The 26018-nt window shown below is 67.8% G+C and carries 20 protein-coding genes; 9 read left to right on the top strand and 11 right to left on the bottom strand.

The annotated features are described in order from the left end of the window. The first annotated feature begins 77 nt into the window (after positions 1-77). From AB1Z25_RS13445 to AB1Z25_RS13430, 4 genes are all read left to right on the top strand, one after another. Entirely contained in the window at positions 78-1358 is a 1281-nt protein-coding gene (locus tag AB1Z25_RS13445; RefSeq protein ID WP_486635453.1) for an OmpP1/FadL family transporter, read from the top strand. A 126-nt stretch (positions 1359-1484) separates the two neighbouring features. After that, complete coding sequence (locus AB1Z25_RS13440) at positions 1485-3251, top strand: ABC transporter transmembrane domain-containing protein (RefSeq protein ID WP_486635452.1); 1767 nt, start codon at positions 1485-1487, stop codon at positions 3249-3251. Between the two features lie 89 nt (positions 3252-3340). After that, positions 3341-4951, top strand: coding sequence for a methyl-accepting chemotaxis protein (locus tag AB1Z25_RS13435; RefSeq protein WP_107798672.1), 1611 nt, complete (start codon positions 3341-3343; stop codon positions 4949-4951). Positions 4952-5004: 53 nt separating this feature from the next. Next, positions 5005-5667 (top strand): DUF6348 family protein, encoded by a 663-nt coding sequence (locus AB1Z25_RS13430; protein ID WP_486635451.1) that lies wholly within the window; start codon positions 5005-5007, stop codon positions 5665-5667. Positions 5668-5853: 186 nt separating this feature from the next. Here AB1Z25_RS13430 and AB1Z25_RS13425 read toward each other — a convergent pair whose 3' ends face one another. From AB1Z25_RS13425 to AB1Z25_RS13395, 7 genes are all read right to left on the bottom strand, one after another. Next, a complete protein-coding gene (locus AB1Z25_RS13425; RefSeq protein WP_227107706.1) occupies positions 5854-7197 on the bottom strand; it encodes a sigma-54-dependent transcriptional regulator in 1344 nt (447 codons plus the stop codon). After that, positions 7194-9032, bottom strand: a complete 1839-nt coding sequence (locus tag AB1Z25_RS13420; RefSeq protein WP_486635450.1) for an ATP-binding protein — start codon at positions 9030-9032, stop codon at positions 7194-7196. The genes AB1Z25_RS13425 and AB1Z25_RS13420 overlap by 4 nt, the downstream gene beginning before the upstream one ends. 27 nt (positions 9033-9059) lie before the next feature. Beyond that, a complete protein-coding gene (locus AB1Z25_RS13415; RefSeq protein WP_081545119.1) occupies positions 9060-9851 on the bottom strand; it encodes an ABC transporter ATP-binding protein in 792 nt (263 codons plus the stop codon). 246 nt (positions 9852-10097) lie between these two features. Next, complete coding sequence (locus AB1Z25_RS13410; protein WP_227107708.1) at positions 10098-10928, bottom strand: ABC transporter permease; 831 nt, start codon at positions 10926-10928, stop codon at positions 10098-10100. Between the two features lie 18 nt (positions 10929-10946). Further along, a complete protein-coding gene (locus AB1Z25_RS13405; RefSeq protein ID WP_107798677.1) occupies positions 10947-11921 on the bottom strand; it encodes an ABC transporter substrate-binding protein in 975 nt (324 codons plus the stop codon). A gap of 257 nt (positions 11922-12178) precedes the next feature. Next, a complete protein-coding gene (locus AB1Z25_RS13400) occupies positions 12179-12595 on the bottom strand; it encodes a hypothetical protein (RefSeq protein WP_107798678.1) in 417 nt (138 codons plus the stop codon). A 344-nt stretch (positions 12596-12939) separates the two neighbouring features. Beyond that, positions 12940-13983: a Tle-like phospholipase domain-containing protein gene (locus AB1Z25_RS13395; protein WP_486635449.1), complete on the bottom strand. Its 1044-nt coding sequence runs from the start codon at positions 13981-13983 to the stop codon at positions 12940-12942. A gap of 145 nt (positions 13984-14128) precedes the next feature. Between AB1Z25_RS13395 and AB1Z25_RS13390 the strand changes: the two genes are divergently transcribed. From AB1Z25_RS13390 to AB1Z25_RS13380, 3 genes are all read left to right on the top strand, one after another. Next, the gene (locus AB1Z25_RS13390) at positions 14129-14686 is read left to right on the top strand and encodes a GNAT family N-acetyltransferase (protein WP_486635448.1); all 558 of its coding nucleotides are present in this window, start codon (positions 14129-14131) and stop codon (positions 14684-14686) included. A gap of 298 nt (positions 14687-14984) precedes the next feature. Then, a complete protein-coding gene (locus tag AB1Z25_RS13385; RefSeq protein WP_486635447.1) occupies positions 14985-16127 on the top strand; it encodes a hypothetical protein in 1143 nt (380 codons plus the stop codon). A 34-nt stretch (positions 16128-16161) separates the two neighbouring features. After that, positions 16162-16959: a hypothetical protein gene (locus AB1Z25_RS13380; protein WP_486635446.1), complete on the top strand. Its 798-nt coding sequence runs from the start codon at positions 16162-16164 to the stop codon at positions 16957-16959. 73 nt (positions 16960-17032) lie between these two features. On the opposite strand, the gene AB1Z25_RS13375 is transcribed toward AB1Z25_RS13380, so the two are convergent. Then, positions 17033-17758, bottom strand: coding sequence for a substrate-binding periplasmic protein (locus AB1Z25_RS13375; protein ID WP_227107714.1), 726 nt, complete (start codon positions 17756-17758; stop codon positions 17033-17035). A gap of 170 nt (positions 17759-17928) precedes the next feature. On the opposite strand from AB1Z25_RS13375, the gene AB1Z25_RS13370 reads away from it, so the two are divergent. After that, positions 17929-19197, top strand: a complete 1269-nt coding sequence (locus tag AB1Z25_RS13370) for a hypothetical protein (RefSeq protein WP_253315516.1) — start codon at positions 17929-17931, stop codon at positions 19195-19197. 255 nt (positions 19198-19452) lie between these two features. Here AB1Z25_RS13370 and AB1Z25_RS13365 read toward each other — a convergent pair whose 3' ends face one another. The 3 genes from AB1Z25_RS13365 to ptsP form a co-directional block, all read right to left on the bottom strand. Next, positions 19453-21132: a PTS fructose transporter subunit IIC gene (locus AB1Z25_RS13365; RefSeq protein ID WP_486635445.1), complete on the bottom strand. Its 1680-nt coding sequence runs from the start codon at positions 21130-21132 to the stop codon at positions 19453-19455. A 73-nt stretch (positions 21133-21205) separates the two neighbouring features. Continuing rightward, positions 21206-22153 (bottom strand): 1-phosphofructokinase, encoded by a 948-nt coding sequence (pfkB, locus tag AB1Z25_RS13360; RefSeq protein WP_486635444.1) that lies wholly within the window; start codon positions 22151-22153, stop codon positions 21206-21208. Further along, complete coding sequence (gene ptsP / locus AB1Z25_RS13355) at positions 22150-24666, bottom strand: phosphoenolpyruvate--protein phosphotransferase (protein WP_107798687.1); 2517 nt, start codon at positions 24664-24666, stop codon at positions 22150-22152. Before ptsP ends, pfkB begins: the two co-directional genes overlap by 4 nt. Before the next feature lie 311 nt (positions 24667-24977). Here ptsP and AB1Z25_RS13350 point away from each other — a divergent pair, with 311 nt between their 5' ends. Next, complete coding sequence (locus tag AB1Z25_RS13350; RefSeq protein ID WP_227107723.1) at positions 24978-25964, top strand: LacI family DNA-binding transcriptional regulator; 987 nt, start codon at positions 24978-24980, stop codon at positions 25962-25964. Positions 25965-26018: the final 54 nt, after the last annotated feature.

The raw sequence follows: 26018 nt of genomic DNA, 5'->3' as shown, positions 1-26018 counted from the left end.
TGGATGGCATATTTTCGCACGCAAGCTCGGTTTCCAATAACAAAAGGCGGCAGCCGCCGCCGGGGTAGATATAAAAAATGAAAGCATTCGCACCTTCCGCTGTTCGCCTCATTCCCGCGCTGGTGGCCGGCCTGTTGGTCGCCGCGCCGCTGGCTCAGGCCGCCGGCTTCCAATTGTCCGAGCAAAGCGTGGCCGGCCTGGGCCGCGCCCACGCCGGCGCCGGCTTGGTGGGCGACGACCTGTCCGCCGTCTTCTACAACCCGGCCGGCATGACCTTGATTGAAGGCACTCAGGTGCAGGGCGGCTTCACCTACGCCGAAATCGACGCGCCGTTCGAAGGCAAGGGCGGTTTCCCGGCCGCGCGCCAGGGCAGCGACAACGGCCGCGCCAAGGCCGAATTCATCCCCAACGCCTATCTGGTGCATCAGTTGAGCGAACGCGCCCGCCTGGGCCTGGGCATCACCGTGCCCTTCGGCCTCGGCGCCAGCTATGACGACAACTGGGTGGGCCGCAACCACGGCATTTCCAGTTCCATCATGACCGTGGACTTCAACCCGTCCTTCGCCTACAAGCTGGACGACAAGTGGAGCTTCGGCGCCGGCGTGTCGGCGCAGTACGCCAAGGCCGATCTGAAGCAGGGCGCCTTCTTCCCGGGCGCCACCGGCGAGATCGACGCCGACAGCTGGGCCTACGGCTACAATCTGGGCCTGATGTACGCGTTCAACCAGGACAATCGCGTTGGCCTGTCCTATCGCTCCAAGCTGCACCATAAGGCGCGCGGCGACTATACCGCGAGCGGGTTTGATCGTCTTGGTGTCCCTGGCTTGCCCAAGTTGGATGGCGTGTATGCCGGCGCCGCCGACGTCACCACGCCGGAATCGCTGCTGTTGTCCGGTTTCAGCCGTCTGAACAGCAAGTGGGCGCTGAGCGCCACCGCGCGCTGGACCAACTGGAGCCGCTTCGATCAGCTGGTGATCAAGGGCAATCCGATGGCTGAAACCGTGATCGACAATCACTGGAAGGCCAGCTGGCTGTTCTCGGTGGGCGCCGACTACAACTTCAACGAGCAACTGACGCTGCGCAGCGGCGTGGGCTACGAAACCAGCCCGGTGCGTAACGCCAGCTACCGCAATCCGCTGATTCCGGACACCGACCGCGTCTGGCTGAGCCTGGGCGCCAGCTACAAGGCCAGCAAGCAGCTGACCGTGGATGCCGGCTACACCTATCTGATGGGCGTGGGCGACCGCGACGTCAACCATACCGCTAAGAGTCCTCGGAACAACATCGACACGCTGCAAGGTTCTTACAGCTCCATTCGCGGCCACTTGCTGGGCGTGCAGATGCAGTACAAGTTCTGATTCAGGCAAGCCTGACCGTCCCGCCGCCGCCGGCTTCGCCCGCGGCGGTTTTTTCATATCCGGGGGTGCGGTTTGTCCGGCGGCAGGCTAGAGTAGGGCGCTGTGTTTCTCTGAGCGTCCATTCCCATGTCCGTTGCCCCCTCCCCATGGCTGCGGCTGAGCCCGCTGGCCGGCCTGTTGCCTTATCTGCGTCCGTACCGGCTGCGCGCCTGGCTGGCCTTGCTGGCCCTGATCGTGGCCGCCGCCGCCACTCTGTTGCTGCCGGTGGCGTTTCGCTTTCTGATCGACCATGGTTTCAGCCAGCGCGCGGCGGTGGACATCAACCGCTATTTCCTCGGCCTGTTCGGCGTGGCGGCGGTGTTGGCCCTGGCCACCGCGCTGCGTTTTTATTGCGTGTCCTGGCTGGGCGAACGCGTCACCGCCGACATCCGCCGCGCGGTGTACCAGCATGTGATCCGGGTCAGCCCGGAATACTTTGAAGTCACCCAGACCGGCGAGGTGCTGTCCCGGCTGACCACCGACACCACCCTGGTGCAGACCGTGATCGGCACCAGCCTGTCCATGGGGCTGCGCAATGCGCTGCTGATGCTGGGCGGCCTGGCCATGCTGATGGCCACCAGCCCCAGTCTGACCGCCTACATCCTGGTGACGCTGTTGCTGGTGGTCTTGCCCATCGTGGTTTTCGGCCGCCGGGTGCGGACCTTGTCCCGTTCCAGCCAGGACCGCATCGCGGATTCCAGCGCCATTGCCGGCGAAACCCTGAACGCCATTCCCACGGTGCAGGCCTTTAATCAGCAGGCGCGGGAGAGCCGGCGCTTCGGCGCTTCGGTGGAGACGGGTTTCGACGCCGCGCTGGCGCGCATCCGCGCGCGCTCCTGGTTGACGGTGGCGGTGATCCTGCTGATCTTCGGCGCCATTGTCTTCGTCTTGTGGCTGGGCGCGCACGCGGTGCTGGAGGGCGCGATGAGCGCCGGCCAGCTGGGCCAGTTCATCCTGTACGCGGTGGTGACCGCCGGCGCCATCGGCGCGCTGGCGGAGGTGTGGGGCGATGTGCAGCGCGCGGCCGGCGCCACCGAGCGTCTGATGGAGCTGCTGTCCCTGCGTTCGCCGGTGACGGAGCCGGCCGCGCCGCGCGCCTTGCCGGCCGGGCCCGCCGGCCTGGCGTTGCGCGACGTCGATTTCGCCTATCCGTCCCGCCCCGGCCAGCCTTCGCTCAGCGGCATCCGGCTCAGCGTGCGCCCCGGCGAGCACGTGGCGCTGGTGGGGCCGTCCGGCGCCGGCAAGTCCACCTTGTTCCAGCTCTTGCTGCGTTTTTACGATCCGCAGCAAGGCCAATTGCTATTGGGCGGCGTGGACGTGCGCGAGCTGTCCTTCGCCGATTTGCGCGGCCATGTGGGCGTGGTCTTGCAGGATTCGGTGATCTTCGGCGCCAGCGCGCTGGAGAACATCCGCTACGGCAAACCCGAGGCCAGCGACGAGGAGGTGCGGGCCGCGGCCCGCGCCGCCGCCGCCGACGGCTTCATCGAGAAGTTGCCGCAGGGCTACGACACCTATCTGGGCGAACGCGGCGTGCGCCTGTCCGGCGGCCAGCGCCAACGCATCGCCATCGCCCGCGCCATCCTGAAGAACCCGCCTTTGCTGCTGCTGGACGAAGCCACCAGCGCGCTGGACGCGGAGTCGGAACAACTGGTGCAGCAGGCGCTGGAGCGCGCCGCGCAAAACCGCACCACCCTGGTGATCGCCCACCGGCTGGCCACGGTCAAGCAGGCGGACCGCATCGTGGTGCTGGACCAGGGCCGCATCGTGGCCGAAGGCAGTCACCAGAGCCTGTTGGCCGACTCGCCCTTGTACGCGCGGCTGGCGGCCTTGCAGTTCGCCGGCGGGGAGGGTTGAGGCAGCGTCCGCTTAAGCATAATGAATAGTCTATGCTCCATGGATGAACGGCCGCCGCGCGGCGCCGAGACCCGTGATGGAGCGAAGACATGAAACTGGCTGTCCGTTTGGGGGGCGTGGTGTTGTGCGCCGGGCTGGGCCTGTGCGTGGTGGCCGGATTCGCCTTGCACACCTTGCGTTCCACTCTGCTGGAGGACCGCAAGGCGCAGATCGGCAGCCTGGTGCACCTGGCGGGCCAGCAGGTGGCGATGTACCAGAAGCAGGAGCAAAGCGGCAAGCTCAAGCGCGAGGAGGCGCAGCGGCGCGCGGTCGAAGCGATGTCCGGACTGCGCGACAAGGGCAACTACGTGTTCGCGCGCGACGCGTCGGACCTGGTGCTGGTGCACCCGGACCGGCGCAAGCTGGGCAAGCGGGACACCGGCGGCAAGCTGCCGGACGGCCGCACCCTGGTGCAGGCCTACCGCGACGCGCTGTCGAACGGCGATTTCGGCTTTGCGCTGGTGCGCACCAAGCGGCCCAACGGCAACGAGGTGCTGCCCAAACTCAATGCGGTGATGCGGATACCGGACTGGAACTGGACCATAGGCACAGGCGTGTTCATGGACGATGTGGAAAGCCAGTTCAACGGCCTGGCGCTCAAGCTCTCCGGCATCGGCCTGGCGGTGTTGGCGGTGGTGACGCTGCTGGCCTGGCGCGTGGCCGCGTCCATTTTCCGCTTGATCGGCGGCGAGGCGGAGGCGGCCGCGGCGACGGCGCGGGCGATGGCGGCCGGCGATCTGAGCCAGACATTGGAGCGCGCGCCGAGCGAGGGCAGCCTGATGGACGCCTTCGCCGGCATGCAGCGCAGCTTGCGCCAGCTGATCGAACGTCTGCAGGACGGTTCCGCGCAGCTGGAGCGTTCGGTGGGCGGTTTGTCCGGACGCATGCAGCAGATTCACGGCCAGGTGGAGCAATCGGCGGCGGCCAGCGCCGGCGCCGCGGAAACCACCGCCGGCATGCTGGACGGCGTGGCGGAGGTGTCGCGCCGCAGCGCGGAGAGCGAGTCGGACTCCGCCAACGCCTGCGCGCTGGCGGACGAGGGCGAAGGCCTGGTGCGCCGCGCGGCCGAGGAGATCCAGGCGGTGTCCGGCCAGGTGGCGGCGGCCTCCGGCTGCATAGGCGAACTGGCCGAGCGCTGCCGCGCGATCGACGTCACCGCCGCGGTGATCAAGGACATCGCCGACCAGACCAATCTCTTGGCGCTGAACGCGGCGATTGAAGCCGCGCGCGCCGGCGAACTGGGCCGCGGCTTCGCGGTGGTGGCGGACGAGGTGCGCAAGCTGGCCGACCGCAGCGGCGAGGCCACGCGCCAGATCGCCGCCACCATCCAGGCGATTCAGGCGGACACCGATTCCGTTGTGGCCAGCATGGGCGAGGTGGGGCCGCGGGTGGACAGCGGCGTGGCCATGGCCCGGCAGGCCGCGGACGCCTTGCAGCGCATCCGCGGCGGCGCGCAGTCCGCGCGCGACAATATCCGCGCGGTGGCCGGCGCCGCCGCGGCGCAGGCCGAGGCCAACCGCGAGGTGGCCGGCAATATGGAGCAGGTGGCCGGCCTGGCCGGACAGACCCGCGCCACCGCCCTGGCGGCCGAGGCCGAGGTGGAAGCGCTGGAGACGCTGGCCGCCGGACTGCGGCAGGCGGCGGCCAGCTTCAGGCTGTGAGGCGGGCGGTGGTACACTGCCGGCCTCGCGATCAAATCAAAAGGATGGCCATCTTGTCTGCCCACGTTCCGGAAGCCCAAGCCGCGCTCGACCCCACGCCGCTGCTGGCGCAATTATTGGCCGCCCACGGCCTGCCCTGCCAGGAGGCCAAGGGCTGGCTGCTGCCGCAGGGCCAACTGCCGGCCATAGGCGCTCACTGGACGCCGGGCGAGAACAACGGCCGGCTGGACATCCACGTGCTGTTGGAAAACGACATCCGCTTGATGGAAAGCTTCGCCGGCCTGGGCGCGGGCCGGGAAGGGCTGAACGACGCGCTGGAAAATTTCAGCGCCAATGTGCTGCACGTGTTGCTGGCCGGCCTGTGGGGCGTCCGCGACGAAGCGCAAGTCACCGAACGGCGCTGGGAAATCGCCGGCCGCGACTATATGGCCTATATCGGCAATTTCGGCCTGCGCGGCGGCGCCGATCGGCTGGAGCAAGCCTTGTTCGAGGTGCTGTTCCGCCAGGCCACCGCCGCGCTGCGCGCGGAAACGCTGTCCGGCGACGCGCATTGGACCCGGCTGTTCTTCTGCAATCTGAACGGCGAGTTCGTCTCCGAGGCGCTGCTGGACAATCAACGCTGGGAAGCGGGCCTGAGCCTGTTGGGCGCCTTGCCGTGGCCGGCGGCGCAGGGTTATTACAGCCTGCGCCATTTCATGCTGCTGCGCGCGGTGTGAGAACCTGTTTACGATCTGCTGCGCGTCGTGAAGCCCTGCACGGTGAGTACCCGCTCAAAATGCTCATGGACCACGAGTACATTCCGCTTTTTCGCTCGTTTTCGCCTTGTCTCGCCCTAGCTCGCGAGATCGTAAACAGCTTCTGAGGCGGCCGCGCTGGTGCTCGCGAGACCGTAAGCCGGTCCTTCAGGCGCGGTAGCCGTCCGGGTCTATGCCGTGCTTGGCGAACTTGTTGTACAGGGTCTTGCGCGGAATGCCCAGCAGCTCCGCCGCCTGCATCACCTGGCCCTGGGTGCGCAGCAGCGCCTGCTCGATCAATTGCTTCTCGTAGGCGTCCACCCTCGCGTCCAGCGCGCTGGGTGCGTAGGCCGCGGCTTCGCCGTCGTCCGGCGCCACGCCCAGCACATAGCGCTCCGCCGCGTTGCGCAGCTCGCGCACATTGCCCGGCCAGGTCTGCGCCTGCAGGCGGCCCAATAGCGCCGGCGGCGTGTCCGGCGCCGGTCGGTCGAAGCGCGCCGCCGCTTGCTCCACGAACCATTGGAACAAGTCCGGGATGTCCTCGCGCCGTTCGCGCAGCGGCGGCAGCCGCAGCGACACCACATTGAGCCGGTAATACAAGTCTTCGCGGAAGCGCCGCTCCCGGCTGGCCAGGGCCAGATCGTCCTTGGTGGCGGCCACCACCCGGCAGTCCACCGGGATCAGGCTGTTGGAGCCCAGTCTTTCCACCACCCGCTGTTGCAACACCCGCAGGAGCTTGGCCTGCAAGGCCAGCGGCATGCCTTCGATTTCGTCGAGGAAGAGGGTGCCGCCGCTGGCGTACTCTATCTTGCCGATGCGGCGCTTGAGCGCGCCGGTGAAGGCGCCGGCCTCGTGGCCGAAAATTTCGCTCTCGAAAATGGATTCCGGCAGGCCGGCGCAGTTCAGCGGCACGAAATGACGCTCGCGGCGACGGCTCCAGGCGTGCAGCGCCTGCGCCACCATTTCCTTGCCGGTGCCGGTTTCGCCGTGGATCAGCACGTCGGCGTCGGTATCGGCGACATTGGCCAGCGTCTCGCGCAGCGCCTGCATGGCCGGGCTATGGCCGATCAGCACCGGTCCGTTGCTGCGCGCCAGGCTGGCGCGCAGTTCGCGGTTTTCCAGCGTCAGCCGGCGCTTGTCCAGCGCGCGTTGCACCGTTTCGATCAGCCGGCCCGGCGCATAGGGCTTTTCGATGAAGTCGTAGGCGCCGGCGCGGGTGGCCGCCACCGCCATCGCGATGTCGCCGTGGCCGGTGACCAGGATCACCGGCAGTTCCCGGTCCTGGTTCAGCGCCTGTTCCATCAGCTCCAGGCCGCTGAGGCCGGGCAGGCGCACATCGCTGAGCAGGACGGCGCGCTCGTCGCGCCTCAGCGCGGTCAGCGCGCTTTCGGCGTCGGCGTAGGCCTGCACCGGCAGGCCGGCCAATTCCAGCGATTGCAGCGTGGCCATGCGCACGGCCGGGTCGTCTTCAACGTAGATCACGCCCGCGCGGACGTTGGGGGAGGGTTTCATGAGGCGGACTCGCAAGGCCAGTTGATGATGAAGCGGGCGCCGCCGTCCGGGTGGTTGCAGGCTTCGATGTGGCCGCCGGACTGTTCGACGATTTCCTGCACGATGGCCAGCCCCAGGCCCAGGCCCTGGCCGCGCGGCTTGGTGCTGTAAAAGGGCTCGAACAGATGCGGCAGATCGGCGTCGGCGATGCCGGGGCCGTGGTCGCGCAGGCGGAATTCCAGCATGCCCGCCTTGTGCAGCAGGCTGATCTCCAGCCGGCCTCGCCCTTGCTGCCGCATCGCGTCTATGGCGTTGCCCAGCAGATTGGTGAACACCTGCTCCAGGCCGATGGCGTCGCAGGCGATGTCGGGACAGCGCGGTGGCAGGTCCAGCTCCAACTCCACCCGGGCCTCGCGCAGCGCCGGCTGCAGCAAGGTCAGCGTGTCGCGCAGCGCGGCGAGCGGATTGGTCTGGCCCAGCGGGCCGCGGTGGCGGCGGGCGAAGGTTTTCAGATCCCGGGTGATGTGGGCGATGCGCTCCACCAACTGGGAAATCTGGCCCAGATTGTCGCTGGCGTCGTCCGGGCGGCCGCGCTGCAACAGGGTCACCGCGTTGTCGGCGAAGGCGCGCAGCGCCGCCAGCGGCTGGTTGATTTCATGGGCGACCCCGGCCGCCATCTGGCCCAGCGCCGCCAGCTTGCTGGCTTCGGCCAATTGGCCGCGGGTGATGCGCAGGCTGTTTTCCGTCTGGATGCGCTCGCGGATTTCCGCCGACAGCTGGGTGTTGCTCAGCGCCAGATCGCGGGTGCGTTCCGCCACTTTGCGCTCCAGCTGGTCGTGGGCCTGCTGCAAAGCCTGTTGCGCCGCCAATTGCTCCCGCAGCCGGCTCAGCCGCAGCCGCCGGTAATGCCACAGCGTCAGCAGGCCCAGGCCGCTGGCCAGCAGCGTGCTCATGATGGCCAGCAAGGTGAGGTTGCGGCCGTGCATGTCCACCAGCAAGGTCAGCGTCCAGCCGGTTTGCGGCAAGGTCTGGCGGATTTGCAGATAGCGGCCGGCCAGCAGCTTGCGCTCGCTGTCCGGCGCCAGCCAGGCTTGCTCGCGCCAGCCTGCGTGCGGTTGCAGCAGCGCGAAGGGATGCAGTTTGGCGCCCAGGTATTGGCGGGTGGCGTCGATCTGGCGGCGCACCGCCGGCGGCAGCGGCTGCCAGGTGGCGAACTTCCAGTCCGGATTGGCGCTGAGAAAGGCCACGCCGTGGCGGTCGCTGACCAAGACCGGCTCCGCGCCCTTGCGCCAGGCTTCCTCCAGCGGCGCCAGGCTGACCTTGACCACCGCCACGCCCACGACGCGGCGGCCGGACAAGACCGGCCAGGACAGAAAATAGCCCGGCTCGCGGCTGGTGCTGCCTATGCCGTAAAAGCTGCCGGACCGGCCGGCCAGCGCCTGCTGAAAATAGGGGCGGAAGGCGTAGCTGTTGCCGACGAAGCTGTACGGCGACATCCAGTTGCTGGACGCCAGCGCGATGCCGTCCACGTTGACGATGAACAGCGCCGAGGTGCGCGACTGCCGGTTCACCTGTTCCAGATAGCGGTTCAACGCCTCCACCCGCCGCGGATTGCGCGGGTCCGCCAGCAGGTTGAGGATGTCCTGGTTCAGCGCCAGCACATAGGGCAGATAGCGGTATTGCTCCAGCGTGGCGCCGAGGTTGGCGGCGTGCATCTCCGCCCGATGCCGGCCCTCGCGCTCCGCTTCGGTCAGCAGCATGCGGCTGGCCAAGACCCAGCCGCCGCCCAGCGCCAAGGCCAGCAAGAAGAGGGAGGGCAGGCTTTTCAGCAGGAAACGCAACGCGCGTGCGAGCATGGCGGCGGATCGGAAATCGGCGATGCCTCAGTCTACCGCAGCTTGCAGTTCCGCGGCTTCGTGGCGTGAATGTTCCTCCATCACCAGCCGGGTCAGCTCCCGTTTCAGATCGTTGAAGCCCGGCGCGCTGGGGTCGCGCGGGCGCGGCAGCTCCACCCGCACGTCGCGCTTGATGGTGCCGGGGCGGTAGGTCATCACCACCACCCGGTCCGCCAGGTAGATGGATTCCTCGATGCTGTGGGTGACGAAGATGATGGTCTTGCCGCTTTCCTGCCAGATGCGCAGCAGCTCGTCCTGCAAGGAGCGCCGGGTCAGCGCGTCCAGCGCGCCGAAGGGCTCGTCCATCAGCATCACCGGCGAATCCAGCGCCAGCACCCGCGCAATCGCCACCCGCTGGCGCATGCCGCCGGACAGGTCCTTGGGGAAGCGGTGGCGGAAGTCGCGCAGGTGCAGCTTGTCCAGCAGCGGCTCCACCGCGGCGCGGATCTCGGCCGGGGAGCGTTTCTGGATTTCCAGGCCGAAGCCTATGTTCTGTTCCACCGTCATCCACGGAAACAGCGCGTACTCCTGAAACACCATGCCGCGGTCCGGCCCGGGCGCGGCGACGCGCTGTCCGGCCACCAGAATCTCGCCGCCGCTGGGCGGCGCGAAGCCGGCGATGGCGTTGAGCAGCGTGGATTTGCCGCAGCCGGACGGGCCCAGCAGGCAGACGAACTCGCCGGGCTGGATGTCCAGCTGGATGTCGCGCAGGGCGATTACGTCGCCGCCCGGCGTCTTGAATACTTTTTGCACCTGTTGCACTTCGATCTGGGCGCTCATGCCTCATCCTTCCATGTCGCGCAGCAGTGGGGGCCGCTGTTGCGCGAATTCGTTCTTTGCGCCGCGCCCGCGTCGAAGCGGGCCCGGCGGCGCATTGTGATCAGAGCCTGTTCAATGTTCCGCGCGCTAGGGCGAGACAAGGCGACAACTGCCGAGAAAGCGGAATGTACGGGGGGTACATGGGCATTTCTAAGCGGCGCTCACCTTGCGAGGCCCCACAACGCGCAGCGGACATTGAGCGGGTTTTTACTGGTCGATGCCGCGATGCCATTTCAGCAGGCGGTTGTTCAGCCCCTGCATCAGCATGTCGATCAACAGGCCGAGAATGCCGATGGTGACCATGCCGGCGATGACCTTGTCGGTCCAGAAATACTCGCGCGCCTCCATGATGCGGTAGCCGACGCCGCTGTTCACCGCGATCATCTCCGCCACGATCACCACGATGAAGGCGGTGCCCATGCCCACCCGTGCGCCGGTGAAGATGAAGGGCGTGGCCGCCGGCAGGATCACCCGGCGGAACAGGGTGGCGCGGCTGGCGCCCAGGTTGCGCGCGGCGCGGATATAGATGCCGTCCACATTGCGCACGCCGGAAATGGTGTTCATCAGGATGGGGAAGAAAGCGCCTATGGTGATGAGGAACACCGCCGGCGGATTGCCCAGGCCGAACCACAGGATGGACAGCGGGGTCCAGGCGATGGGCGGGATCGGCCGCAGGAACTGGATCAAGGGGTTGAAGGCCCGGTACACCGGGTCGCTGACGCCCATGAACAGCCCCAGCAGCAAGCCCAGGCCGCCGCCCAGCGCAAAGCCCAGCACCACCCGCCACAGGCTGGCCGCCACGTCGTGGACCAGCTCGCCGGACAGCAGCCAGGCGAGATAGCCGCCGGAGGCTGGATCGTAGGCTTCCAGCGGCTGCCAGTAAGCCAGCCACTTTTGCAATACCGCCAGCGGCGAGGGCAGGATTTGCGGATTGATCCAGCCCAGGCTGGAACTGGCCTGCCAGATCAGCACGATGGCGATGGGCACCGCCAGGCTGGACCAGGCCTGGCCCAGCCGGGAAAACACAGTCTGCTGCATGATTCGCTCCCGCCGCCGTCAATTAACCTTGAGGTCCTGCTTGGCCTTGCTCAGCAAGTCCAGCTTCACCCAGTCCGCCGCCTTGGGCGGCTTGGCCATCTTGCCGATGCCGTACTGCTGCATCATGTCGGTGGTGGTCTGGATATGGGCCACGCTCAGATCGTAGCTGTACGGGGAGTTGGAGATCGCGTCCTGGAAATCGTCGGCGCTGATCTGGTTCTTGAACATATTCTCGCGCACGTATTTTTCCGCCAGCTTGGGGTTCTTGATGAAGGTGTTGGTGGCCTCCACAAAGCATTTGATCAAGCGTTCCGCCACGCCGCGGCGTTCCTTGTACATTTTCTCCGTCATCACCAGGGTGCGGATGGGCTCGCCCAGCGGGGTGTCGTAAGGCTTCAGCACTTCCACGCCGAAGCCCTTGTTGATGGCCTGGGACGACTGCGGCTCGGACTGGCTCATCGCGTCTATCTGCTTGCCCATCAAGGCCTGGTTCAGATCGGCGAAGGGCATATAGATCACCTGCACGTCCTTGCCCGGTTTGTCGGACCAGCTGAGCTTGTATTTGGCCAGCTCCGCCGCCAGCAGCAGCTCCTGCGCGCCGCCGCGCGCCACGCCCACTTTCTTGCCCTTCAAATCCTTGACGCTCTTGATGCCGCTGTCCTTGGCGGCCACGATGCGCGCGCCGCCCTTGGCGAAGCCGGCCACCGCGAAGATGGGCGCGCCGCCGGCGCGGCCGGCCACCGCCGCGTCCGCCGCGCTGGCGGCGATATCCACTTCGCCGGCGACGATGGCCGGCATGATGTCTATGCCCTTGGCGAACATGCGCTCTTCGATCTTCAGATCGTATTTGGGCGCAATCTCCTTCATATAGCTGATGGCGCCGTAGTGGGCGAACTTGAGATTGCCCAGGCGGACCACGTCGGCGGCGAGGGCGGGCAGCGAAAGGCCACCGCCCAGGGCGGCGAGACAGAGCCAGGTGCGGATGCGTTGCATGGTGTTTCTCCTTTGCGGGTATGGGGCCGGGCGGAGCGCGGCAACCTTCTATTTATACGACGTTTGCATTTAAACGACGCGGCGACGCGGAGCGAGGCCGCGAGGTGGTTCTTATTAGGCAAAGCGCGTGCCAGCCCACTTCATCGTTAAGCTGTTGATTTTCATGGCTTGCGTCGGGAGCGCGTGGCCGGATTCAGCCAGCACCGCCGGCGGCTGTGCCAAAAGCGGCTCAGTCGTCGGCGGCGCAATAGCTGCACTTATTCAGTATCGGCCAAGCGTTTTGCCGTCTGCTGGCGCAAGGCGTCCTCCCGGAGCTTGATGCGGTCGATGTAGCCGAAGATGTCGATGGGGAAGATCAGCACCTGTTCGACCAAGGCGAAGAAGCCGGCCCAATAGCCTTGCTCGGGTCCTTGCACCGAGAAATCGACGTCGGCGGCGATGCGCGCCAGCAAGGCGCGTTTCGGGACGTCGGGATTGTCCTGCAGGTACTGGATGAAATGGCCGGCGTATTCGCGTCCCAGCAAATAGGCCTGGCGATAATCGTCGGCCGGCGGCACTTGCCAGCAATGGACTTGAGGATGGTCCGGCAAGCGCGCGGCGAAGGGCAGTTCCTGATAGGAAACGGGTTTGAGATTGGGGCGGTAATGGCGGCGAATCGGGTATTTGACGGACATGCGCGCACTCCTGTTGATTCAGGCTGCCGATGGGGCGACGGGCAGCCGCAGGCTCATGGCAGGCGCATGGCAGGATTGGAGTTCCGGCGCCACGGTCCGGCGGGTGCGAGCACCCTCCCACCACGGCCTGCCCGTTTTAGGTATGGCTGAAGGGTGCAAGGGCACGGACCAAGCGGTTGCGGCGCTTGGGCCGAGGCGGCGGGGCCAGACTCCAATCTGGGCGCTGCCGGTTTGGGGCGGCGCGTTTGCGATTGTGCCTAGCGGAGATGAGGGGGTCAAGGCGGCATCGGCGCCTGGACCGCTGATTGAGCCGCCCGGCCCGGGCCGGGCGGCGGCCGGGTCTTCTAGGCGTAAAACCGGGATTGCCCCTGCCAGGCGCTGGCGACGAAGTCTTGCACATGATCCAGGAATTTGTCATGGCGGCCCAGGCGGCTGTCGTCGGCCTGGCGGTTGGCCGGCAGCAGATAGAGCTGGCCGACGTGGCGCACCGGCAACAGCCCGTCCAGCGCCGGCACCAGATCGCCCTGGACGCAGTAATGACGGATATGGGCCGCGGCCGCGCGCGCCTGATCCAGATCGTTGCCGTGTCGCGCCAGCAGTTCGTTTTGCAGGCCGCGGCCGAACTGGGCGCTGCTGAAGCACTCGGCGTGAACGGGGCGCTGCGGGGTGGACAGCTGCATCGCCGCGTAGGCGGCCATGCCGCCGCCCAGCGAGTGGCCGCCGGTGCTGACGGTGTAGCCGGGCTCGCCGCTGCGCATCAGCGGCAGGCCGGCGGCCAGGCTTTGCAGCTTGCGGGTGAGCTGGGCGGCCTGGGCGTAGCAGGCGGGGCGGCCGCCAAAGGCGGCGTTGCCGATGTTGGCGCGCCACTGCCGCGCCACGCTGGCCAGGTTTTTCAGATTGCGCTGGGCGAGGCCGCCCACGCCGCGGCCGCTGGTGGTGCCGCCGAAGACCAGGCGGATGTCCCCCTCGGCCTTGTTGCGGAACACATAGGCCACTAGGCCGCTTTCCGGGTCCATCAGGCGCGCCTGCTGGGGCTGAAACTCCAGTTTGCTGCCCTTGGCCAGCAGCCGCGCCAGTTCCGCGTCCGGGCTCCATTGGGTGGCGCGCAGGCTGTCCAGATCCCGGCTATAGGGGAAGTTGGCGAGCAGGGCGCTGTCCTTGAGTCTTTGCCGGGCCGGCTCGGGGTTGAGCCGCTCCAGCGGCTGCGGCGCGCAGAGGCCGTCCAGCGGATTGGCGCGCGGCGCGGTCCGCGTCGGGGCGGGGGCGTCCGCGCGGTTGGCCGTCTGGCTGAGCCGCGCCGATATCGGACTGGCGGCGGCGTGGGAGCGGGCGGGTTCGTCCGCTGCCGTGGTTTGGGGCGCGGCGGCGCGGGAAGCTTGAATGAGCATGATGGGCAGACGCGTGAGAAGGTTGATCGCCGCATGCTAAAGGGACGCGGACGGCTTGCCTTGCAGATTTTACTCAGCCGGCGGTTACGGTTCCGTGATAATGACGGATTCGGGATGAATCCGCGGTGAACGGGAAGGGGAAGCGATGGAGATGGAGACGGAGCGTTTATGGCTGCGCCAATGGCGGGACGAAGATCTGGCGCCCTTCGTCGCCATGGGGCGGGATCCGGAGGTGATGCGTTATTTTCCGGCGCTGCTGAGCGCCGAGGACAGCGCGGAAGGCATGGAACGCCAGCGCGGCTTGATCGAGACGCGCGGCTGGGGGCTATGGGCGCTGGAGGAGAAAGCGTCCGGGGACTTCCTCGGTTTCGTCGGCCTGGCGGTGCCGCGCGCGGAATTGCCGTGCATGCCCTGCGTGGAGGCGGGCTGGCGGCTGCGGCGCGCATCCTGGGGCCGGGGCTACGCCTCCGAGGCCGCGCGTCGGGCGCTGGCCTTCGGTTTCGAGACCTTGAGCCTGGACGAAATCGTGTCTTTCACCGCCTTGCCCAATCTGCCGTCGCAGCGGCTGATGCAGCGGCTGGGCATGCGCAACACCGGACGGGATTTCGATCATCCGGCCCTGGCGCCCGGGCATCCGCTGCGGCGGCATTGCCTGTATCTGTTGTCGGCGGCGGAGTGGGCCGCGGCGCCGCCCGAGGCTTGAAGCCGGGAGGGAGAACCGCCGCCGTCAGGCGGCTTTTTTATTGCCCGCGGCATGGCGGATGGGCTGCTTTTATGCGCGATGAGCGATTTTTGCAATTTCAGGCGGAACCCTGAGTTTAGGCTCTAGTCTATTAGAATTTTATATTACGCTTATTTATTGGCGTGAACGGGTGGCAGCCCGATCCGCGCCTCATCGTCCATGAGCCTGTTCCAAAGCGGCGCTCGCCGCGGCGGATTTTGAACAGACCTGAAAGCGACCCATGCCTTCCTCCTGTTTCTAATCTCCATTGGAGTCCGTGATGACCCAAAGCTTTACTCGGCGTTCGCGCTGGCTAAGCGGCCTGGCAGCCGCCGGCCTGCTGCTGACGCCGCCGGCGATGGCCGAAACCTTTGTGCCCGACACCCTGTTGAAGTCGGTGCTGTATTACAAGACCAAGAACCGCAGCCAGGGCGATCTCGGCGGCGACAAGATCGCCAAGGACTTCCTGAAAACGCCGGGCTCGGCCTACTCCGATCTCAACCTCCAGCCGCCCATCATCAATTCCATTGAGTGGAATAACGCGCTCAGCGATTTCAACCGCTATCACCGCGTCAATCTGAGCATGGACGATTCAGTCAAATTGTTCGCCAGCGAGGCGGGTCTGAACAAGGCCTTGCCGGGCGCGGACGTGGATCTGAACCGCCGCCGCGCCGGCTATCGCCAGGATGAGGACAAGCTGGTGTTGGCCAATGCCTTCAAGGCCGGGGTGGACGGCGACATCTTCTACAAGAGCCTGGACGTGTTCGGCTACGGTTACAGCACCATCGCCGCCAAGTTCGCGGTGGCGGCGCAGTTGCTGCGCGACGCGACGCAGAAAGTGCCGGCGGCCAAGCAGTTGCAGAACGGCATCCGCAAGGAGGTGCTGGACCGCTATCTGAGCAGCGCCACCACCGGCGTGAACAGCCTGTCCGAATACGACAAGCACTATCTGATGAACCTGCTGCACAACGAGGTGCGGCGCACCCGTTTCAATTCGGCCAGCTTCAAGAGCGGCCAGTTCCAGCCGGCCGCGCAGTTCCGCGTGGCGCGCCTGGCCGCGGCCTATCAGGACCGCAAGGGCTATCTGTTCGACTTCCCCTGCGCCAAGGACGGCAAGAACCTTTACCCGGAGAGCAGCGGCAAGCTGTGCTACGCCAATATGACCGACCAGAAGCTGAGCGACTGGTATCGCAAGCTCTATCAGCAGCAAATGAAGCCGCATCCGCCGTCCGAACAGGAAAGCAGCGGTTTCCAACGGCTGGCCAAGCTCTTGCTGCCGATCGCGCTGCTGATGGAGGGCATGGCGGCGATGGAGTTCTTCTCCACTTTGGAGGCGTCCGAATTGGGGGCCGAAGCGGCCTTGACCGAGGAGGAAGTGGCGGCCACAGAGTCCGGCTATCTCAGCCGCTTCTGCCGGATTTGAGCTTGGCGATCAAGCAATGCGAACAGGATTGAATATGACTATGCGTACATTCAAGCAAGCGCGCAGGGCGGCGGCGGCCGTTCTGATGCTGGCCTTGTCCGCCGCGGCGCTGGCGGGCGCGACGGTGGACATCAGCAAGGTGACCGACAAGAACAGCCTGGTGCCCGGAGAACTGGTCAACGCGATGGAGTTTCACATCAACGGCGTCAGCGGCGCGGCCAAGGCCAATCCGCCGTCCTCGTCCAAGCTGAAGAAGCTGGAGACCAAGTGGCGCGGAGCCACGGTGGCCCGTTTCGAGTACAACTATCCGGGCGGCACCCGCGTGTACAACGCGATGTCCGGCCAGGACACCGCGGATTTGCTGTACGAGGCCAATTCCCCGGGCCATAAGGCCTATCCCGGCTATCTGCGTCAGAGCAGCGTGGAAAAGGCCGCCACCAATGTGAACGTGCCCAATGGCAAGCTGTCCGCCATCATAGACAAGCAGGCGACGGACGCGGAGCTGAAGGCCTTGAAAACCTTTGAGAAGGACATCCTGGACGGCGCGGTGCCGCGCGGCGGACGCATGGTCGGCTATATCTCGCAAGCGCCGTGCGCGTCTTGCGACAATGTGATCCGCCAACAGTTGGCCAATCAGACCGACTACGTGTCCGACATCAAGATCTCTTATCTGCCCAAGGCGGCGGAGGAGGCGGAAAACAGCGCGGCGCGCGAGTTGGCGCATGAATTCAACGGACGTCGGCTGCAGTCCTTGAAGGAGAACGTGATGTCGCTGCGCGGCAACGCGGCGGCCAGGCTGAACGTGGGCGGCGGCACCGCCGGCTGCTTGTAGCCGCGGGCGGGGACCGGCCCGGCGCGCCTTCCTCAGAAGGCGGCCGGGCTTTTTTGCGTCCAAGGGCGGGCGCTCATTGCTGCCAGTGGTTGTAAATCGTTTGCAGTTTTCCGCTTTGCTGCAGCCGGGCCAGCGCGGCGTTGAATTGGACGGCGCGGCTGTCGCCCTTGGCGAAGGCGACGAAGCGCGGCATTTCCACCAGCGGTTTGGGCAGGATGCGCACATTGGGCAAGGCGCGCAGCTGGCGGGCGTAGTAGAGCAGCTGGCCGCGGTCGCCGACGATCAGGTCGATGCGGCCGGCCAGCAGCATCAGCAGCAGCTGTTCGGGATTGGTGGCGCTGGCGTCGCGCTTGAGCTGGGCCCTGTCGAAGGCGGATTCATAGGCGTAGCCGTGAACCTGGCCTATGGTCAGCGGGGCCAGGTCGGCCAGGGTGCTCCAGTTTTGCAGGCCGTGCTGCTTCAAGACCATGAACACGGTGCGGCCGGTGCGTATCGGGCCGGCCAGTTCGTACTGGCCGCGCCGCTCGGCGGTGCCGGCGAACTGAAAAGCCATGTCCACATCGCCGTTGCCCAGCATCTGCTTGACGCGTTCCCAGGGGTAGAGGTGCAACTGATAGGGGATTCTGGCTTCCGCCATCACCGCCTGGACAATGTCCACGTCCAGGCCCTGGGGTTTGGCGCCGGCGTCGTTCTGGTAGCTATAGGGCGCGAACTGGATGTCGCCGGCGATGCGCCAGGTCTCCGGCTGGGCCGCCCAGGCCGCCCCGCAAAACAACAGCATGCTCAACACACGCCTCATGGTTGCCCCCGTCGTCGCCGCCTTCCGTTGGTATAGCCGGAGCGGGGCGGGGCGGCAAGCCGGGCGGTTTTTGCAAGCGTCCCGCGGCGGCCTTGCCGAGAATGGCCGTCAGGGGCGCCCCCTGGGCGGGGCGCGGTCGGTTCGCACTATCATTGACGGGGTAAGCCGCGATGTCTTCTTCCATTAGTTTCAGCGCCGGCGGTCCGGCGTTTTCCCTGAGCAACGAGCGGGTGGCCCGCATGATGAGCGGCGATCGGCAGACGGCCACGCATATGAGCTTGTGGGACAAGTTCAAGGATGTGTTCCGCGCCGAGAAAAAGCAGGATGCGCTGAACACCCTGTTCAAGCTGGTGGACAGCCCGTCGCCGGCGCGCTCCTTCGATATTTTCAATCGCTTGGCGCAATTGGCCACGCCCAGCAACCGGAACTTGTTCACGGTCGCGGTGGCGCCGGAACAGGGCGGCGGCAAGATCAGTTACTGCATCAACGGCCAGCCGCTGAAAACGGAGCGGCTGTCGCAGGAGGGGCGCGAAGTGGTGCTGGCGCGGCTGGGCGCGCCGCTGGGCGCCGAGCAGGCTCAGGCGCAGGCGGCGTCGCTGGCGGATTACCGGATGGACGTCTCGCCGGGGCTGATGTATCTGCTGGACGGCGATTTTGCTTCCGGCGGGGTGCACAAGCGCTTTCACGCCGATACCGGGGTCTTGCAGGCGCGGGACGGGGTGGGCCGGGCGGATTTCGTCCGCGAAGGCCAGCTGGAGGCGTACGCCGAGTCGCGTCCGGCGTTGCGGGCTTATCTCTCCACCCAGCAGCAGATCGCCGCGCCGCCGGGCGTCAGCGACAAGTTCGCCTACGCCCGGGTCGAGCAGTACGACCCGGCGGTCATCGTCAGCCGCGAACTGGATGTCGGCCTGCCTCTGCTGTCGCTGGATCAGGCCCGCAGCGTGGCGGCGCAATTGGTGGACATGACCAGGACCTTCTACTGCCATCAGCTGTCCCACCGCGATCTGCACATGCAGAACCTGCTGGTGCACGAACGCAAGGAGGACGGCGCGGTGTTCCTGAAGGCGATCGACTTTGGCCGCGCCAAGTTCGGCGAGTCGTTCGAGGCGGAGCGCTTCAACGACATCGATTACCTGTTCAACCGCGAAGGCTGCTCGCTGGCGGAGACGGTGGGCCGCAACTATCTGGCCGGCAAGGATTCGGCGGTGGCCAAGAAACATTACCCCTTGCATAAGCTGCTGGAGCGTTTCAACGCCCGCGGCGCGGAGGTGACGGAGACCTTGTCCGGCATCGGCAAGATGTTGAAGGCGGATTTGCAGATGGCGGGGCCGGAGGACGAGCGGCGCATCGATCAGGCGTTTGAGCGCGCCTCGGCCTCGGTGCAGATGGTCTTGGCCGGGCTGGCGCGTCCGCAGTTGGGGGTGGGTTTGCGCCTCTGAGAACCTGTTCAAACTCTGCTGCGCTTCGTGAAAAGTCGCCCGGCGAGTACGACTTCAGAATGCTCATGTGCCGTATGGCCATTCCGCTTCTTCAGCCGCAAGGCCTTGTCTCGCGCTTGCTCGCGAGACGTGGAACAGGCGCTAAGGATTTTCACGGTTCGCGGCGCGTCGGCGCCACGGCGCTGAAACCCGCATAAAAAAGCCCCTCCCGGCCATGGCCGGGAGGGGCTTTCGCTTGCTTGGGCGCCGGCGGGCTCAGGCCGCGGCGGGCTGGGCGGGCTTTTTCAGCGCGCGCAGCGCGACCGCGGTGACGGCGGTGCCGGCCAGCAAGGCCAGCAGATAGAGGCCCAGATGGCTGACGGCGTTGGGGATGGGCAGTACGAAGACGCCGCCGTGCGGCACTTTCAGCTCCACGCCGGCCAGCATGGAGATGGCGCCGGCCACGGCGGAACCCAGCATCAGCGCGGGGATCACCCGCAGCGGATCGCGCGCGGCGAAGGGGATGGCGCCTTCGCTGATGAAGGCCAGGCCCAACACGCCGGCGGCCTTGCCGGCCTCGCGCTCGTCGGCGCTGAAGCGGTCGGCGAACAGCTTGGTGGCCAGCGCGATGCCCAGCGGCGGCGTCATGCCGGCGGCCATGGCCGCGGCCATCGGCGTATAGACCTGGCTGGCGATCAGGCCGGTGGAGAAGGCGTAGGCGGCCTTGTTGACCGGGCCGCCCATGTCGAAGGCCATCATCGCGCCGATGATGGCGCCCAGGACCAGCGCGCTGCTGCCTTGCAAGCTCTTCAGCGCCTCGGTCAGCATGCCCAGCAGGGCGGCCACCGGGCCGCCGATCACGTAGATCATCAAGAGGCCCACCAGCAGCGAGCCCAGCACCGGCAGGATGAGCACGGGCTTGAGGCCGTCCAGATTGCGGCCCAGCTGGATCTTGCGGTTCAGCCAGTCGGTGCCGTAGCCGGCGATGAAGCCGGCGATGATGCCGCCGAGAAAGCCGGAGCCCAGGCTGGCGGCCAGCATGCCGCCCACCATGCCGGGCGCGATGCCGGGGCGGTTGGCGATGGAGTAGGCGATATAGCCGGCGAGGATGGGCACCATCAGCGCGAAGGCGGATTTGGCGCCGATCTGGAACAGCGCCCAGGCCAGGGTGCCCTTGTTGGCGTCGTCGAAGGCGTAGATGCCGCCCAGCGCGAAAGCCAGCGCGATCATGATGCCGCCGGCGGTGACGAAGGGCAGCATGAAGGAAACGCCGGTCATCAGATGTTTGTACGGACCGCTGCGCTCGCTGGCCGGTTTTTCCGGCGCGGCGCCGGCGGCGTCCGGCCGGTGGGGCGCGGCCTCGGCGATGGCGCGGCGCAGCAGCGCCCGGCCGTCGTTGATGGCGGCCTTGGTGCCGCTCTGGAACAGACGCTTGCCGTGGAAGCGGCTCAGCTCCACCTGGGTGTCGGCGGCGATCAGCACCAGATCGGCCTCGGCGATCTCGCCGGCGCTGAGCGCGCTCTGCGCGCCCACCGAGCCCTGGGTTTCCACGCGGATGGCGTGGCCCAGCGCCTGGGCGGCCTGGCTCAGGCCTTCCGCCGCCATGAAGGTGTGGGCGATGCCGGTGGGGCAGGAGGTGACGGCGACGATGCGCAGCGCTTCGGTTTGCGGGGCGCTCAGGGCCGCGGCCCGGCGGACGGCGTCGGCCGGATCGGCCAGGGCCTGGTCCAGGCTCAGGCGGAGCGCGGGCAGGCCGTCCAGGCGCGGATCGGCGGCGGGGCCGATCAGGAGCGCGGCCTGGGCGGCGGCGATTTCGGCCGCGTCCAGCGGCGGCGCGCCGTCCAGTTCCAGGCTGAGAGAATGCCCGAGCCCTTGGGCGGCCTGGCGCAGCGCTTCCGCGGCCAGCCGGCCCTGGGTGCTGCGTTCGCCGGAGGCGATGATGGCAAGTAGGTTCATGGCGTTGTTTCCCTTGTGTTTTTAGTTTGGAGCCGCAGGCGAAGCCCCCTGGTGCCGCGTCGCTAACGGGCGCTTAGCCCAGGTTTCGCAGCCGGACTTGCGCCGCCAGCGCGCGCACTTGTTCCGGCGGCGGCAGGTGCGGGCCGACGCGCGCCAGCTTGGCGGCGGCGAAGGCCACCGCCAGCCGGGCTTCGGCCTCGCGGTCCAGTCCGTCCAGCCGCGCGGCGGCGAGGCCGGCCACCAGCGCGTCGCCGGCGCCCACGGTGCTGAGCGGTTGTTGCGCCGGCAAGGCGGCCAGCAGCGCGTGGTCGCGGCCGGCGAACAGCGCGCCGTCCGCGCCCAGCGACACCACCACTTGTTCCACGCCGCGTTGCAGCAGCCCGCGCGCGCCGTCCAGCACCGCGGCGGTGTCGGGCAGGGCGCGGCCGGCCCAGTGCTCCAGTTCGTGGCGGTTGGGCTTGACGCAATGCGGCGGCGCGTCGCCGTCCAGCGCCTGGCTCAGCGCCTCGCCGCTGCTGTCCAGCAGCAGCCGCGCGCCCAGCGGCCGCAGCAGCCGGCACAGCCGCAGATAGCTGTTGGCGGGCAGGCCGGGCGGCAGGCTGCCGCACAAGGCCACGATGTCGCCGGGGCGCAGCCGGGCGGCCAGTTCGGCGCCCACTTGTTCTAGTTGCGCTTCGCCGGCGGCGATGCCGGGCAGATTGATGTCGGTGGTGTCGCCGCTGGAGAGGTCGGCCAGCTTGATGTTGACCCGGGTGTCGCCGGGTAGGCGCAGCATGTGGTCGGCGATGCGCTTGTCCAGGAACAACTGTTCGAAGGCTTCGCTGTTGTTGCGGCCCAGCAGACCGCAGACGCTTACTGGCGCGCCCCAGTCCGCCAGGCAGCTGGCCACGTTGACGCCCTTGCCGCCGGCGTTGCTGCTGGCGCTTTGCGCCAGGTTGACCGCGCCGGGCGTCAGCCGGGCCAGGGCGATGGTCTGGTCCAGCGCCGGATTGAGGGTGACGGTGTGGACGCGCGCGCTCATGTCAGCTCCCGCGCCAGCATGCGCACTTCGTCGGCGCTGTCGCAGGCCAGCGCTTGCTGCGCCAGCTCGCGCAGCCGGTCGTGGCCGTTGGCGCACAGCTTGGCCTTGACCGCGGCCACGTCGCGCGGGCTCATCGACAGCTCGGCCACGCCCAGGCCGGTCAGCAGCGCGGCGCCGAAGGGATCGCCGGCGATGCCGCCGCACACGCCCACCCAGCGCTGATGGCGGGAGGCGCCGGCCACGGTGTGCTGGATCAGCCGCAGCACCGCGGGGTGCAGGCTGTCGGCTTCGGCCGCCAGTTCCGGGTGCTGCCGGTCCATCGCCAGCGTGTATTGGGTGAGGTCGTTGGTGCCGATGGAGAAGAAGTCCACGTATTCGGCCAGTTGATCGGCCAGCATGGCCGCGGCCGGCACTTCCACCATGATGCCCAGCGGCACCGCCGGGGCGTCCAGCTCGCGGCGTATGCCTTCGCACCATCCCTTGAGCCGGGTGATTTCCTTCAGCGAGGTGATCATCGGGAACATGATGGACAGCGGCTGGCCGCCGCGGGCGGCGCGGTAGAGCGCGCGCAGCTGGGGTTCCAGCAGATCGCGGCGGCGCAGCAGCAGACGCGAGCCGCGCATGCCGAGGAAGGGGTTTTCTTCGGCCGGCAGCTTCAGATAGTCCACCTGTTTGTCGCCGCCTATGTCCAGCGCGCGCACGATCAGCGGCCGGCCGTCCAGCGCGTCCAGCATGGCGCTGTAGGTGTGGAACTGTTCGTCCTCGCTCGGCGCCTGCTCGCGTTCCAGGAACAGGAATTCGGTGCGCATCAGGCCCACGCCCTCGGCGCCGGCGTCCAGCGCGGCGGCCACCTGGTCCGGACGGTTGATGTTGGCGGCGATTTCCACGCGGTGGCCGTCCGGCGTCACCGCCGGACGCTGCCGCTGCTCCGCCTGCTGCTGCTGGGTGCGTTGCTGGGCCTGCAGCCAGTCGCGGGCGGAGGCCAGGTCTTGCTCGCCGGGGTTCAGATAGAGCCGGCCGCCCAGGCCGTCCAGAATGGCCGGGGTGCCGTCGGCGATGTCCAGCAGCGCCGGGCCGCCGGCCACCAGCGCCGGCAGGCCCAGGGTGCGCGCCAGGATGGCGGTGTGCGAGGTGGGGCCGCCCTGGGCGGTGGCCAGCGCGCGGATGCGGCCGGTGTCCAGGGTGGCGGTGTCGGAGGGGGTGAGGTCGGCGGCCAACAGGATGCAGTCGTCGCCGTCGATGTCGGCCAGCGTGGCGCTGTTCAGCGCCGGGTCCAGCTGGCGCAGCACGCGGCGGCCCACGTCGCGCAGGTCGGCGGCGCGCGCCGCCAGCAGCGGGTTGCCCAGCGCGGCCAGCCGTTCCGCCATGCGCTCCACCGCCTGGTGCCAGGCCCATTCCACGCCGTGGCCGCCCACCATCAGCTGGCAGGCCAGGGTGATCAGATCGGTATCGGACAGCAGTTCCGCCTGGGCGTGGAAAATGCCGGCCTCGGCCTTGCCCAGCCGGCTGGCGGTGGCCGCGGCCAGTTCGTTCAGTTCGGCGCGGGTGGCGCTCAGCGCCGCGTGCAGGCGGTCGCCGCCTTCGCCCAGCGCCACCGGGCGGTCCGGCACTTTGAGCTGGCCGGCGTGCAGCACGCGCACCACGCCGATGGCGAGGCCGGGGCTGGCGGCGATGCCGGCGATGGACAGCGGGTGGCCGGGCGGGGTCCAGCCCTGTTGCGCGGCCAGCAGCTGCGCTTTTTGCGCGGCGAGCGCGGCGTCGGTCTGTTCCTGGGCCGAGGCGTCGCGCATCGCGGCCAGCAGGCCGGACAAAGCGGCGGCGGCGTCCGGCCCCTGGGCGGACACGGTGACGGTGTCGCCGTGGCGCAGGCCCAGTTGCAGCAGGCTGATCAGGTTTTTGGCGTCGGCGGCGTCCTGGCCGTGGCGCACTTGCAGCTGGGCGGCGTGGCGGCGCGCGGCTTCCACCCATTGCGCGGCCGGGCGCGCGTGCAGGCCGTTGGGGTAGTCGACTATCCATTGCGCGCGCTCGGCCAGATCGGCCGCGGCGTCGACGGCGGCGGGCGGCGCGTCTTCTTCCAGCAGGGCCAGCACCCGGGCCGGCTCTGCGGCGGTGAACAATTGCTCGAGCCTGGCCTCGTCCTGCAGCAGCCGGGTCAGCCGGCGCAGCAGGGTGATGTGTTCGTCGGATTGGGCGGCGATGGCGAACAGCAGCCGGGTGCGCTGGCCGGGGTTCCATTCCAGGCCGTCCGGGATCTGCACGATGGCGATACCGGTGCGGCGGATCAGCTGACGGTCTTCCACCATGCCGTGCGGAATGGCCAGGCCGTTGCCCAGGAAGGTGTTGGCCACCGCTTCGCGCCGCAGCAGGCTGTCGATGTAGGCCGGGTCTATGCAGCCGGCGTCGGCCAGCAATTGTCCGGCCAGGCGGATGGCCGCCTCTTTGTCGGCGGGCTGACAGCCCAGCCGGATCAGTTCGGGCTGGATCAGGGAGGAGGGCGATCCGGTGTCGTGCATGGCGGTCTCTTCTGTCGGTTCAATTGGCTGCGCGGTTCCGGGAACCCGTTCACGGCCCGACGCGCAAGCGGCGCGGCTTGGGACAGGCTCGGTATAGCGGATCGGCCCGCGCCCGCCAGCTGTCATTGCGGAGGGGCGGCGCCGTTCACGCGCTGAGTGGATTGAAAACGATTACATTTTTTCTGTCAATACAGTCGTAGTTTCGCCGCTACATCTTTGCGCCGTCTCAAGCGGCAGTGTTGTAAAATTACGCTTTAAGGGTATGCTTGCGTAAACCCAGTTTCTATCTTGGTAAGAGAAAACGATTTCATATGACGGTCAGCATCAAGGATGTGGCGCTGGCGGCCGGCGTGTCGGTGGCCACCGTATCGCGGGCCCTGGCCAAGGGCCCGGTGAGCGCGGCGCTGAAGGCCAAGGTGGAGGCGGCCATCGCCGCCACCGGTTATCGGCCCAATTTGTCCGCGCGGCGCTTGCGCTCGCGGCACAGCGACACCATAGGCCTGATCGTGTCCGACATCCGTAACCCCTTCTTCACCGCGGTCAGCCGCGCGGTGGAGGATGTGGCCTACCAGGCCGGCATGCGGGTGATTCTGTGCAATACCGACGAGAACCCGGACAAGGAGGCGATGTACCTCAGGCTGATGCAGGAGGAGCGCGTCACCGGGGTGATCTTCGCCGCCACCCGCGCCACGGCGGAGACGCTGGACGCGGAGGCGCTGGGGTTTCCGGTGGTCTTGATCGACCGGGCCGCGCCCGGCGGCGCGGCCGACGCGGTGGTCTTGGACAACGCCGCCGCCGCCGGTCTGTTGGTCGGCCATCTGCGCGAGCAGGGCCATGACCGCATCGGCGGGCTGTTCGGCAATACCAGCAGCACCGGCGCGGAGCGGCACGCCGGCTTCGCCGCGGCGCTGGCGGCGGCCGGGCTGGCCGCGCCGGCGCGCTTCGTCGCGCCCACGGCCGAGGCGGCGCAGCAGGCGGTGTCCGCCTGGCTGACGGAGGCGGAGGCGCCGCGGGCGCTGGTGATCAGCAACGGCCTGCTGCTGCTGGGGGCGATGCGCGCGGTGCGCGCGCTGGGCCTGGCCTTGCCGCGCCAGCTGGCGCTGGCCGGTTTCGACAACGACAGCTGGACCGAGCTGGCCGGTCCGGGGCTGACGGTGATCGAGCAGCCGGTGGACGAGATCGGCCGCGCGGCGATGGCGATGCTGCTGGAACGGCTGGAACAGCCGCAGCGGCCCACGCGCAAGGTGGTGCTGACCGGCCGTTTGGTGGTGCGGGGCTCCAGCCTGGCCGAGGGCTAGCCGCCGCGCTTGTGGCGGCGGCGAGACAGCCCCTGGTCTGGCGCGGAAGGCGGC

The sequence above is a fragment of the Chromobacterium sp. HL1 genome (assembly GCF_057418835.1).
The sequence above is the reverse complement of the archived record's forward strand: the minus strand, read 5'-3'. Positions and strand labels throughout refer to the sequence as shown.